At 49.0% G+C, this 12,542-nt stretch carries 10 protein-coding genes; 5 read left to right on the plus strand and 5 right to left on the minus strand.

The window, feature by feature from the left end; translation table 11 throughout:
* Positions 1-376, minus strand: a 376-nt coding sequence (locus tag RMO52_RS01130; protein ID WP_310410211.1) for a hypothetical protein, incomplete at its 3' end; no start/stop codon positions are given.
* Between the two features lie 358 nt (positions 377-734).
* Here RMO52_RS01130 and RMO52_RS01135 point away from each other — a divergent pair.
* Together RMO52_RS01135 and RMO52_RS01140 are read left to right on the plus strand one after the other, a co-directional pair.
* The gene (locus RMO52_RS01135) at positions 735-1,010 is read left to right on the plus strand and encodes a hypothetical protein (protein WP_309741720.1); all 276 of its coding nucleotides are present in this window, start codon (positions 735-737) and stop codon (positions 1,008-1,010) included.
* Positions 1,007-1,375 carry a clan AA aspartic protease gene (locus tag RMO52_RS01140; RefSeq protein ID WP_309741719.1) on the plus strand — a complete coding sequence of 123 codons (369 nt, stop codon included), beginning with the start codon at positions 1,007-1,009 and terminating at the stop codon, positions 1,373-1,375. The genes RMO52_RS01135 and RMO52_RS01140 overlap by 4 nt, the downstream gene beginning before the upstream one ends.
* Before the next feature lie 90 nt (positions 1,376-1,465).
* Here RMO52_RS01140 and RMO52_RS01145 read toward each other — a convergent pair whose 3' ends face one another.
* Positions 1,466-2,503, minus strand: a complete 1,038-nt coding sequence (locus RMO52_RS01145) for a PEP-CTERM sorting domain-containing protein (RefSeq protein WP_309741718.1) — start codon at positions 2,501-2,503, stop codon at positions 1,466-1,468.
* Positions 2,504-2,905: 402 nt separating this feature from the next.
* Here RMO52_RS01145 and RMO52_RS01150 point away from each other — a divergent pair, with 402 nt between their 5' ends.
* Both RMO52_RS01150 and RMO52_RS01155 read left to right on the plus strand, forming a co-directional pair.
* A complete protein-coding gene (locus tag RMO52_RS01150) occupies positions 2,906-6,571 on the plus strand; it encodes an eIF2A-related protein (protein WP_310410213.1) in 3,666 nt (1,221 codons plus the stop codon).
* A gap of 91 nt (positions 6,572-6,662) precedes the next feature.
* The gene (locus RMO52_RS01155; RefSeq protein WP_310410215.1) at positions 6,663-7,343 is read left to right on the plus strand and encodes a uracil-DNA glycosylase; all 681 of its coding nucleotides are present in this window, start codon (positions 6,663-6,665) and stop codon (positions 7,341-7,343) included.
* 6 nt (positions 7,344-7,349) lie between these two features.
* On the opposite strand, the gene cobS is transcribed toward RMO52_RS01155, so the two are convergent.
* On the minus strand, positions 7,350-8,108 hold the full coding sequence (gene cobS, locus RMO52_RS01160; RefSeq protein WP_310410217.1) for an adenosylcobinamide-GDP ribazoletransferase: 759 nt from the start codon (positions 8,106-8,108) through the stop codon (positions 7,350-7,352).
* Positions 8,109-8,374: 266 nt separating this feature from the next.
* Here cobS and rsmA point away from each other — a divergent pair, with 266 nt between their 5' ends.
* On the plus strand, positions 8,375-9,220 hold the full coding sequence (gene rsmA / locus RMO52_RS01165) for a 16S rRNA (adenine(1518)-N(6)/adenine(1519)-N(6))-dimethyltransferase RsmA (protein ID WP_309741714.1): 846 nt from the start codon (positions 8,375-8,377) through the stop codon (positions 9,218-9,220).
* Positions 9,221-9,299: 79 nt separating this feature from the next.
* Here rsmA and topA read toward each other — a convergent pair whose 3' ends face one another.
* Positions 9,300-11,981 carry a type I DNA topoisomerase gene (topA, locus tag RMO52_RS01170; RefSeq protein ID WP_310410219.1) on the minus strand — a complete coding sequence of 894 codons (2,682 nt, stop codon included), beginning with the start codon at positions 11,979-11,981 and terminating at the stop codon, positions 9,300-9,302.
* Between the two features lie 98 nt (positions 11,982-12,079).
* Positions 12,080-12,304, minus strand: a complete 225-nt coding sequence (locus RMO52_RS01175) for a hypothetical protein (protein ID WP_310410221.1) — start codon at positions 12,302-12,304, stop codon at positions 12,080-12,082.
* Positions 12,305-12,542: the final 238 nt, after the last annotated feature.

Below are 12,542 nucleotides of genomic sequence, written 5' to 3' on the forward strand. Positions count from 1 at the left end.
GTTTGCTGTCTGTCATCTCAGACAAATCATAGAAATGGATGAGCGATTGTGAGTAGCTACTGTTCTCGACAGGCACGATCAAATAATTCCCAATCACCTGTATTCCCCCAGGATGATTGTAGTGTTCGTCGGGTGTATAAATTTTGTGTACCATCTTCATGCTTTCCGTATTCAGCACGATAATAAACCCCTGCGAGTACCCCTTATTGTTATGAGAAAGCAGTAGGTAATTACCATAATGGGCGACTCCTTGAACGTGTGATTCGACCATATTTGGAATACGGAATTTTCCATTGAATTTATACAGTGTTCCTTTATTCGCAACATTGTTGTATGCAGTTTTCACATTTTGTAACTTAACATTTTGTGTAGTCATCGTTAATTCCTCAACTGGGTAAATAGGGGCTACTGAAATTAGTTAGCTCTAACGCTGGAAACATAGCATGAGGTACGAAATACCGAACATATGTATCTCCACGATCGATCGAGTTTGCGTATAATTTGCTCCATACTGCTATTCTTACTCAGCCATTTGACTGAAGTCTAGATAAGTTAGCTAAGTTAGTTAAAAGTTAAGATGCGATCGCTCTTCCCGATCCGGAAGACATCCTCTAAGTAAATGGCGATCGAGCGATCTCCAAATCTTCAAGACTCGATCGTGAAGCTTGCCGTAGGCAATCGACTCCCCCGCTCAAGCTACAATAGAAAGGCACATTTGAGAGGAGATCGAACCGATGGCAGTCCGTCAAAGACGCTATAGCAAAGAAGAGTTAGCTAGGCGTGGGCAAGAACTCTATGAATCTGGTATTCAACAACAAGTCGAAGTGGGCAACGATGACAAAATTGTAGCGATCGACATTGAAACAGGAGATTTTGAGGTCGATGAAAATATTGTGCCTGCGACTAATCGCTTGTTTGAGCGACATCCTGATGCCCAGCCTTGGGTAATTCGGATTGGGCATCGGGCTGTTTATCATTTTGGGGCAAGGAGTCTAAAGAAAAATTCATGATGCAGGGAGTTGTGAATTCAAAGCGCGAAGCAACGCTAACTGTTGTCGTCGGTAACTCAAATCGAGAATTTCAAGCGATCGACGTTGTGATTGATACAGGGTTCAATGGATTTCTATGTTTACCCTCTTCGATCGTAACTACCCTAAATTTACCTTGGAGTGGCTCTGATGTTGTCACTCTAGGCGATGGCAGCGAAACGTTCTTTGATTTGTACACTGCGATCGCGATCTGGGATGGACTATATCGTGAGATCGACATTGCAGAATCAGAAACAGAGCCGCTATTGGGAATGGCACTGCTTTATGGTTATCGGTTACAGGTTGATACGATCGAGGGTGGGCTAGTGAGGATCGAAATCTTATAGAGAATTCAATAATAGATTGCTTTAATCGATCGCCAAATCTTCACCGTTCGATCGCCACCACCCTTATCCCAACCTGGCAAAATCGACTAGTTACTTGCGTCGCTTGAGATCGCTAGACTTCATCTGCCGTCGCAGTCGCCATGCCGCCGTACCACCAATGAGCGTCCCGACAATAGTGAATGGTTCAGGAACTGCTGTAGGTGCAGAGTTGAAGGTAATTGATAAGAACCCATTGCCATTCCGGACGGCATTATTAGACACGATACTACCAGCGATCGCACTGCTATTGTAGATACCGTATGCACCGGATGGGTTGTATCCGTCGTATCCGCCGATGTTGTATCCACCGTATCCACCGTATCCGCCGATACCGCCGATACCTATGCCGTCTTCGCCGATACCGCCTCTGCCTGTGGGTCTGCCACGGCTACCTCCGTTGACAAGAACTATATTCTGGCTAAGATCGATACCAATACCCATACCGCCCATACCGCCCGCACCGCCGAAGCTGCCGTCGCCGCCGTCGCCGCCATTACCGCCGCCGAAGCCGCCATCGCCGCCACTACCGCCTGCGCTTGTAGGGAAGTCTATGCCACTGCCGCCGTCGCCTCCCTTGCCGCCGTTGCCGTTGCCCTTTCCACCGAAGCTTACGCCACCGAAGCCGCCACCAGCACTAAGTAGGATCGTAGGGGTACCACTACTCAACTTGGTAGCCACAAAAGTTCCGCCGCCGCCACCACCAGAACCATCTTGAGCATAATTGAGTCCTTTACGGCCATCACCACCTTGACCCCCGATAATGATGCTCAAGATGGTGCCAGCACTAAGGTTAAAGTTAGCTTGAAGGTTGCCACCTAGTCCGCCTAGTATAGAATACGTTTTGCCACCTTGTGCGCCGAAGGCATCGATCGTGTAAATGCCCGTAGTAGTAATATTCACGGTATCGAGGGTGCCTGTATAGTTGAATGTGCCAGAATTATTATTACTGCCATTAAGAGTAAAACTCGCTGCTGCTGATGGAGCTGGAGCGGCGATCGCATATACGGTTGCGATCGCGATTCCCCAAAGGGGACGCTTCGCAAATGCACCTGCTACGGCTTGGGCGAAGCCTTTTTTGATTTCATTCATATCTTTTAGTCTTGCTGTTGCAAGCTCAGAAATTGGGGGTGGCGAGCGAAACTGTGATGTAAAAAAATATACTAAATCCACTTCTCAAATCTTTCTGTTGCGATCGAAAACCCAGGTAGCCCTCTTCCCGCCATCGCCTACTGCTCTGGCTCCCCTCTCCCAAGCTTGGCAGAGGGGTTGGGGGTGAGGGCAAGATTGGTAGGTCGTACGAGTCAGGCTTAGTATAATTTGCTGCATATTTTCATTCTTGCTCAGCCATTTAGCTGAAGTCCAGACAAGTTAGCTAAGTTAGTTAAAAGTTAAGCTGCGATCGCTGGTATAGCAGTATCGATCGAGTGTAGACTGCATAAATCGACTAGTATTAAGCACCAGCTAGAGCTGAAGCTCAAACCTGAATCAGACATGACAGCGCGAAAAAATAGCCGGAGACGGGGCGTAATATTAACAGCCACAGGCTATCAAAAACTCCAAACAGCAAGATTAGATCGCGAACTGACGGCTAATTTTGGGGTGCGGTATACCAATGAAGAATTGAGTAACCTGACGAAGCTCTCGCTGATGACACTCGCCAAAATTTTCACTGGCGCACCCGACGATGTTACTAATGCAAAGCCAATTCCGGTTGACAAACAGACGATCGATCTGTGTTTTTCGGCTTTTAATTTGACCCTAGAACGTGCTGACTATCTCTATCCCGATGAGTCCGCACCAATTTCTCCAGGTTTGGAGCTAGCAATTTTATCACCCCACAGCGATTGCCGCAGCAACTTCGTTGGCAAAGCCTCCCCTTGGGGGAATCGTGGTGAAGCCCCAGATGTTGCAATTTTTTACGGACGAGCGGGAGAATTAGCGCGATTGTCACAATGGGTAACGATCGATCGATGTCGGTTGGTCGCGATTTTGGGCATGGGTGGCATCGGTAAAACTACCCTCGTTACCAAACTCGCGCAACAGTTGCAACCAGAATTTACCACGATCGTCTGGCGATCTCTGCGTAACGCGCCAGTATTAACCGATCTCCTCCCAGAATTAATCGAGATTTTTTCTCATAAAGCCGAGATCGTCTCGCCGACGATCGATCTTTCCACGCAAATTACCCGCTTGCTAGAGTGTTTCCGCCAGCAAAGGTGTTTATTGATTTTGGATAATGCCGAAGCCATCATCCAGAATCGGGATGACGAGCGCGTAGATCCAGGCTATGCCGAACTATTCGGACGAATTGGCGCATCCCCACATCAGAGTTGTCTGCTCGTCACCAGTCGGGAAAAACCAGTAGCGATGGTTCCCTTAGAGGGAGCGCAATTAGCCGTGCGATCGCTAGTACTCTCAGGACTGACAGCTAGCGATAGCGATCTGCTGTTCGATGCCAAGGGGTTATCCAGATCGTGCATGGGGAGAGAGCGATTGTTGTCACTCTATAGTGGCAATCCCCTCGCCTTAAATATTGTCTCAACCTCCATTTGCGATTTGTTCGATGGGGATATTGATGGATTTCTCGATACTGATGGGGGGATATTCGATGATATTTGCCAATTGTTAGACCAACAATTTGCGCGGCTATCACCTGCTGAGACAGTGGTAATGTATTGGTTGGCGATCGAGCGGGAGTGGTTAGCCCCCGCCGATTTATATAGCGAGATCGTGCCAGCGACGACCAAACAGACGATATTAACTGCATTTTCAGCCTTGGGACGAAGATCGCTCCTCGAACACAATCGCGGTAAATTCACCCAACAAGCAGTGGTGATGGAATATGTGACGGCAATATTTATCGATCGAGTCACCGCCGAACTCAGTACTTGGGACATGCACCAGCCACCCTCAACCCTACCCCTATTGCTGTCGCATCCGCTAGTGAAATCGCAGTCGCCCACATATATTCAAGCGATCCAAAAACGCCTGATTCTCCAGCCCGTGGCGAGTCAATTGAAATTAAAATTCCGGCAAACATCGGCATTAGATCGCTATCTGCGATCGCTCCTCGCTAGTATCCGCACTTGTTACCCAGACATCCCTCATTATGGCGGTGGGAATCTGCTCAATCTCCTCCGCCATCTGCAAATTGAGTTAACTGGTTATAACTTTGCCGGATTGACGATGTGGCAAGCCGACATGCAGGGCGCGAGTCTGCATGATGTCAATTTTAGCAATGCCGATCTGTCCAAATCCCTATTTACGAATACGTTTGGCTGGGTATGGGCGATCGATTTTAGTCCTGACTCGCAGCTAGCAGCGACTGGAGAGACGAGCGGCGATATCCGCTTGTGGCAAGTGGGTAGCGGTGAATTACTTAATAAAGCTCAGGGACATACCAGTTGGGTGTGGGCGGTGAGATTTAGTCCTGACGGTCGGGTGCTAGCTAGTGCCAGCCAAGATGGGACGGTAAGATTATGGGATGTCCAGACTAATCGCCTGATTCATATTTTACAAGCAGATAGCCGTCCGGTATTGTCGCTGGATTTTCATCCGGCTGGGCAGTTACTCGCTACTGGCGACGATGCTGGAGTGATGAGAATTTGGAATATCGCCAGCGGGAAAATTGAGAGTACTCGCGCAGCACATCTCCAGCAAGTGTTTTCAATTAGATTTAGTCCCGATGGTCGGCTAATTGCTACTGGTAGCGATGATAATACTGTCAAAATTTGGGATATTGCGACTGGCGATTTGTGCCATCACTTGACCGAGCATACACGGCAAGTATGGACGGTGAGATTTAGTCCCGACGGTCGCTTACTCGCCACTGGCAGTAGCGATGGGACGATTAGACTATGGGATCTGACAACGGTCGCGATCGTGGCAACTTTGCCAGGATATGCTGATTGGATGATGTCGATCGATTTCAGCCCAGACGGTCGGCTGCTAGCGACTGGAAATAGCACCAATGATGTCAAAATTTGGGAGATCGAACGGATTCGCGCGAACGATTCGCCACCGACTGCCATGGCCACCCTCCACGGACATTCCTCCCTAGTTTCACTGCTTAAATTTAGTCCCAATGGTAAATTATTGGTGACAGGCGGGGTCGATCGATCGATTAGATGGTGGAGTACGACTACTTGGCAAGAGTTGTCGCGGTGGGTTGGCTATACCAATCGGATTCAGTCGGCGATATTTACTCCAGATGGGACTCAGATCGTCAGTAGTTCGCAGGATGGCATCGTCAGAGTCTGGGATGTGTGGACTGGGAATATCGTCCGGTTACTCAGAGGGCACGATCCCGGTCTGATTTTGATGGTGGATTACAATCCGCATTCTGGGTCGATTGCTAGTGCCAGTGAAGATCGTACCGTCAAAGTCTGGGAAGCCGCCACTGGTAATTTATTACACACCCTAGCCGCCGATCGTCAGGCGGTGTGGTCGGTGAGATTTAGTCCCGATGGCAAACTCCTTGCTAGTGGCAGTGGGGAAGGTCGAGTGCGGTTGTGGACAGAGACAGGGGTGTTAGCGGCGACGCTGCTCGGTCATAGTAGAGTGGTGAGATCGATCGTGTTTAGTCCGGATGGGCGACTGATGGCAACTGCGAGTTTCGATCTCTCGTGGCGGTTGTGGGATGTGGCAACCAGACAGCTAATTCACGCGCAGACAGATTGTAGTAACATGATTTGGGATTTGGCATTTAGCCCCGATGGTCGATATTTAGCTGTGGGTGCTGGTGCTGATAATGTCGCGCAATTATGGGATGTGCCCTCATGCCAATTATTACAGCAGTTCGCCGGACATACTCAAGATATCTTAGCCATTGAATTGAGCCATGACGGTCGATATCTAGCAACTGGTGCTGCCGATCGCACGATTAAAATTTGGGAAGTTGAGACGGGCACGGTAGTGCAGACCCTTATCGGACATCTCGATCGCGTTAATTCACTGAGTTATAGTCCAGATGGTCGTACGCTTGTGAGTGGGAGTGACGATGAGACAATTAGAGTCTGGGATCTCGCCACTGGCGAGTGTCAGCGATCGTACCAAGCACCAGCACCATATTTAGCAATGAACATTGCTGGTGTAACTGGATTGAGTGCTGCGGCGATCGATTCATTAACAACGCTCGGAGCAATTGCCGCCGCGTGATGGCGCGTACAGATATCAGCTACTGCCCTCATCGCAGACTTCACGAATCGATTCTCAGCCGCAATATTTAACTAAAGTAATCGATATTAATATGTCAATTCCCTTGATTTCTAATGATTGGTGCCGAGTCCTTGCAGCAGAGTTTGAAAAACCGTACTTTAACAAGCTTCAAGACTTTATTAATACCGAAAGAGAAACTAAAACGATCTTTCCCGCTGTCGCAAATATATTTACTGCTTTTGAGTTAACACCGTATGAAAATATACGTGTATTACTACTCGGGCAAGATCCTTATCATGATGATAATCAAGCACATGGACTATGTTTTTCGGTCAACCCTGGTATCAAAACACCACCCTCATTAGTCAATATTTATAAAGAACTTAAAAGCGATCTAGACTTAAATATCCCTAATAATGGCTACCTCGTACCCTGGGCACAGCAAGGAGTTTTGATGTTAAACGCCGTCCTCACCGTTCGCGCACATACCCCAAATTCTCATAAAGATAAGGGGTGGGAAACTTTTACCGATGCTGTCATTTCTCAGGTAAATCAAAAAATAGATCCAGTCATATTTGTCCTCTGGGGTGGCTATGCCAAAAAGAAACTCAAACTAATCGATACTAGCCGACGTACGGCGATCCAATCTGCTCATCCTTCGCCACTTTCTGCCTGGAATGGCTTTTTTGGGAGCAAACCTTTTTCGACGATTAATACAGTGCTAAAGTCAAACGGTAATTCAGAAATTGATTGGCAGATTCCCAATATTTAGCCGAAATTAAAGTGAGGGAATAGTCCACAGACACAGGATAAACGCCTCCGTCCATTCTACAACAGCTCCATAGGTGTCCCCCGTATGTCCCCCCAGCCGACGGTGAAAATAATAGCCAGTTAATACCGCAATCCCACAGCTTGCCAGCGCCCGACTCCCGATCGAGAGCCAATGTGCTGGCTGTAAATAAATCTGGCACCCAGTTACGGCTAGAATGACCGCTAGACCTAGTAAGATGTCTCCAGGTACACGCAACCCTTTTTGGTGAAAAGCGCCCTTGCCCTGGACTTTGAGATAGGGATACAGCGCGATCGCCAGGACTTGTCCCCAGCGACTCCAACCCGCTGCCAATCCTAATACCCACAGTCGATCGCCAGGAATTTCCGCCAGAGCGCAAGTTTTGAGTAAGATGATAACTACTGCTACCATCGCCCCAAATGCGCCCGTAACACTATCGCTCATCACCAGCAATCGTCGCTCCGGATCTTGCACCGCCAAGCCATCGGCGGCATCCATCGCCCCATCGAGATGCAATCCTCCCGTCCACCAAATCCACAGGACTACAACTATTCCCGATCGCACTAAGATCGGCATATGCAGCCATGCTAATCCGAAATCGATCGCTCCCACTCCCCCCCCGACTCCCAGCACGACGATCGGTGCCCAGCGCGCAATTCTGGCAAACTTCAATTGCCAATTAGCCGAAACTGGAATACAGGTATAAAAAGTCAGCGCGGCAAGTAGTGAGTTGAGGTTGAGTAGCACGGTTAGGGGAAAGGGTAAGAGGTAGAGGGTAAGAGGTAAAAGGTAATAGGTAATGGGTAATGGGTTTACATTTGAAAGATAAATACTTGAGGAATTTTTATGTTAGTCGATCCAGAGCGTTTGAACATTAACAAGTGCAACTAAATGACAAAAGCTTGAGTGCCTCAATGCCAGAGATCGAAAACAATAGAACTAACACATAGCGATCTACCTCTTACCTTTTACTTTTTACTTTTTACCTCTTACCCATTACCCATTACCCCTAGATGAAGACCAAGAAACAATTTGGGCAACACTGGCTGCGAAACGAACAAGTGCTAGATCGGATCATCACGGCAGCCAAGATCGCGCCAACCGATCGAATTCTAGAAATCGGCCCTGGGACTGGCATTCTCACTCGCAGACTGGTGGCTGCGGCAAATGCAGTAGTAGCTGTAGAGATCGATCGAGACTTGAGTGCGCTACTTGTTAAAAAAATGGGTCATCTAGACAACTTTTTATTGCTAGAAAATGACTTCCTGAATCTCGATGTCGATAGTTGTTTGCATGACTTTCCCAACTTTCAAAAGACAAATAAAGTCGTCGCCAATATTCCTTACAATATTACTGGGCCGATCCTCGAAAAACTTTTGGGTAATATCGTCCATCCAGCCGAAAGACCGTTTGATTCGATCGTCCTATTAGTTCAGCGCGAAGTCGGCGATCGGCTGTTTGCTAAACCCAGCACTAAAGCTTTTGGAGCGCTATCGATTCGCGTCCAATATTTAGCCCACTGCGAATTAATTTGCCCCGTACCCGCCCGCGACTTTTCACCACCGCCCAAGGTCGATTCAGCGGTAATTAGATTGACTCCTAGAAGGTTAGAACTAACAGCAAAAAATCCTAAGTTATTAGATAATTTAGTGAGACTAGGCTTTAGCACTCGTCGAAAAATGCTCCGAAATAATCTTCAAAGTGCAATCGATCGAGAGGCTTTAGTCGAACTCCTCGCATCGTTAAATATTAGTGATGAAACTCGCGCCGAAGATCTCAGCATCGAACAGTGGATTCACTTGTCAAATTTGGTAGACGATCGCAAAGCGATCCCAGAGCTTGTTTCCGAAGAAGATTAAGAGGATGTTTGAAAAGGTTGTTTGATGTGGATCGCAGATCCACATCAAACAACCCTTGAAAAGGGGGTTGAATTTTAGTCTAGCTAGTTTTCGATTTGGTGGTTGTTTTTTTAGCTGTAGTCGTTTTCTTGACTGTGGTAGTTTTGGCTTTAGTAGTAGTAGCCTTGGCTTTGGTGGTCGTAGTCGCAGCTTTCTTAGTAGTTGTGGTCTTTTTCGCAGTCGTTTTCTTAGCCGTACCACCTTTAGCGACTAATAGACTCAGCGCAGTTTCTAGACTAATCCCTTCGACTGTTTCCCCTTCCGGGATACCCGCATTGATTTTGCCGTGCTTGATATATTTACCATAGGGGCCAGCAAAAATCGCGATGGGTTCGTTATCGTCGGGGTGATTGCCAAGCGTCCGCAAGGGTTCTTTTTTGCCGCCACGGGTCGCTTTTGGTTCGGCGAGAATGGCGACAGCTCGCTCTAGGGAAACGGTGAGGACATCATCGGGGGCTTTGAGCGATCGATATTCTTTGCCCTCTTTACCGCGATCGTAGAGGATATACGGGCCAAATCTGCCGAGGTTGGTCTGGAGTTTGCCGCCTGTTTCGGGATGAACGCCCAGGCTGCGGGGGAGTTTGAGGAGTTCGATGGCGATTTCGAGGGTGACATCTTCGAGTTTCATCCCTTTGGGCAAGGAAGATTGTTTGGGCTTTTTCTTACTATCCTCGTCTTTGTCGCCCAATTGGACGTAGGGGCCGAAGGGGCCGAGTTTGGGATAGATCGGTTCGCCTGTTTCGGGGTGATTGCCTAGAGTGTCGGGGGTGCTGCTCTTTTGTTTGAGCAACATCTCGACTGTTTCGGGGGCGAGATCGGCGGGGGTAAGATCTTTGGGAATTGAGGCGTTACCGGATTCGGTTTCGATAAATGCGCCAAATTTACCGATGCGGACTTTGACATCGAGATTTTCGAGATCGATCGTCCGGGCGAGGGTGGCATCGATATCGGTGAAACCCAGTTTGACTTGGTTTTCTAGCCCTTTTTCACCCAGGTAGAACTTTTCTAAATAGGGCAACCATTGCGTCGTCCCGGTGGAGATATCGTCGAGGGTTTGTTCCATCCGGGCGGTGAAGCTCGGATCGACGAGATCTTGGAAGTGTTTTTCTAGTAAGGCGGTGACGGCAAAGGCGGTAAAACTGGGCACCAAGGCGTTGCTTTGGAGTTGAGCGTACCCACGATCGATTATCGTGCCGATGATGCTAGCATAGGTACTCGGACGCCCGATCCCTTCACTTTCGAGCATCTTGACCAGCGATGCTTCGGTGTACCGCGCGGGCGGTTGGGTTTCATGATCGATCGCGTTGAGTTTTTTGCAGTCGGGATGGTCGCCTTTGACCAGGGCGGGCAGGATGATTTCTTGGTCTTCGATCGCGGCGTTAGGATCGTCGGAGCCTTCAACATACGCGCGCAGGTAGCCAGGGAAATCAATCCGCTTACCGGAAGATCGGAATCCAGCGTTCTCGACCTGTAAATCGACGCTGAGCTGCGTTTGACGAGCATCGGCCATTTGGGAAGCAACCGTCCGTTTCCAAACTCGGTCGTAAAGTTGCAATTCTTTGGCACTAAGTCCGGTTTCTCTGGGCGTGCGAAAGCTACTCCCCGCAGGGCGAATCGCTTCGTGAGCTTCTTGAGCGCCTTTAGATTTGGTGCTGTATTGACGGGGTGTGGGGCTGAGATATTCTTGTCCGTATTTTTCCAGGACGCAGGAACGGGCGGCGTCGATCGCTTGGGCGGATAGACTGACCGAATCTGTCCGCATGTAAGTGATGTAACCTTGCTCGTACAAGCTTTGGGCGACGCGCATGGTTTCTCGGGCGGAGAGTCTGAGCTTGCGGTTGGCTTCTTGTTGGAGGGTAGATGTGGTAAACGGCGGCGCGGGTTTGCGGGTGACGGGTTTTTCTTCTAATCCTGTGACCGTCCAGGTTTTATCCTTGAGGCTTTCAACTAATGCGCTGGCTTCGGCTCCATTGAGGATTTTGACTTTTTTACCCGCTAGGAGATTGCCAGTATTCGGGTCGAAATCTGCCCCGGTGGCAACTTTTACGCCATCGACTGTTACCAGTTTCGAGTCAAATTCAGCTTTGTTATGGGCGAGTAGAGCTTTGAGATCCCAGTACTGAGCGGATCTAAATGCTCGCCGTTGGCGTTCTCTAATTACTAATAATCTGACGGCGACCGACTGGACTCTCCCCGCCGACAAGCCGCCAGCAATCTTCCGCCACAGTAGCGGCGATAGGGTATAACCGACTAATCGATCGAGTATCCGCCGCGTTTCTTGGGCGTGGACGATCTGCTCGTCGATGTTACGGCAATTTTTGAGTGCCTTCTGGATCGCTTCTTTGGTAATCTCGTGGAATACCATCCGCTTGGTCGGTACCTTGGGATTGAGCAGTTGCAATAGGTGCCAACTGATACTCTCGCCTTCGCGATCTTCGTCCGTCGCTAGAATCAGTTCTTGACAGCCTTTGAGCGCGGTTTTCAATTCCTGAACGATCTTGCGCTTGTCTTTGGGAATGATATACAGCGGTGCAAATCCCGATTCGACATTGATGCCCAAGTTTGCCCACTTTTCGGATTTGTATTCGGCTGGAATTTCTTCGGCGGAAGGTGGCAAATCGCGGACGTGCCCCATGGACGCTTTGACCACATAACTCGATGGCAAAAACTTACTAATGGTGCGGGCTTTGGTGGGAGATTCGACGATGACGAGAGTTGACATAGGGGCGTTGGGAGGTCGTCGGAAGTTGGTGAAAAATTTAGGGGTGGTGAGTTTCTGTGCGATCGCAGCTACTATTGAGTCAAGTTCAGGTATATTTGCTAATTTGTCAAGTGGCAAGTTAACAATTCTGGCAGCGTTATCGCCAAACCTGATGGCTCGATCGGCGATTCTCCTCCGGAGCGACCCAAATCACGCGGAGGTTTGTCTTGTCTCGCTGCTTGGTGCGCTGTCTTGTCTCGCATAATCCGGGCGCGGCGCATCGAACGGGAGGTTCCCTCCCGTTTGTGTGCGTCAGCGACGCGCGCTTTGGAGGTTCCCTCCAAGTTAAGCGCGTCAAGACAAGAGAGGGAACCTCCCGGCTGCGAGCCGCTGTCTTGTCTTGACGCGCTCGGGTAGCCCCTCGGGTCTCAATCGAACTTTACATGAAAGCGATCCTGTTGTAGCTCCTCCCAAAGGAGGAGTTCGCTCGCTTAGGAGAGTTATCGCTACCGAGCATCGGTTTGTCGATCTTGTCAAGTTTTCTCTAACTTACCCACACGTAGCCGGATTGTAAATAATTAT

Origin of the sequence: Chamaesiphon sp. OTE_8_metabat_110 (genome assembly GCF_031382685.1) — a bacterium.
Lineage (GTDB): Bacteria > Cyanobacteriota > Cyanobacteriia > Cyanobacteriales > Chamaesiphonaceae > Chamaesiphon.

What these genes read in the sequence shown, in the direction of transcription:
- RMO52_RS01135 (WP_309741720.1), top strand. Translation starts at nt 735, where the DNA reads ATGGCAGTCCGTCAAAGACGCTATAGCAAAGAAGAGTTAGCTAGGCGT.
- RMO52_RS01140 (WP_309741719.1), top strand. Translation starts at nt 1,007, where the DNA reads ATGATGCAGGGAGTTGTGAATTCAAAGCGCGAAGCAACGCTAACTGTT.
- RMO52_RS01145 (WP_309741718.1), bottom strand. Translation starts at nt 2,503, where the DNA reads ATGAATGAAATCAAAAAAGGCTTCGCCCAAGCCGTAGCAGGTGCATTT.
- RMO52_RS01150 (WP_310410213.1), top strand. Translation starts at nt 2,906, where the DNA reads ATGACAGCGCGAAAAAATAGCCGGAGACGGGGCGTAATATTAACAGCC.
- RMO52_RS01155 (WP_310410215.1), top strand. Translation starts at nt 6,663, where the DNA reads ATGTCAATTCCCTTGATTTCTAATGATTGGTGCCGAGTCCTTGCAGCA.
- rsmA (WP_309741714.1), top strand. Translation starts at nt 8,375, where the DNA reads ATGAAGACCAAGAAACAATTTGGGCAACACTGGCTGCGAAACGAACAA.
- topA (WP_310410219.1), bottom strand. Translation starts at nt 11,981, where the DNA reads ATGTCAACTCTCGTCATCGTCGAATCTCCCACCAAAGCCCGCACCATT.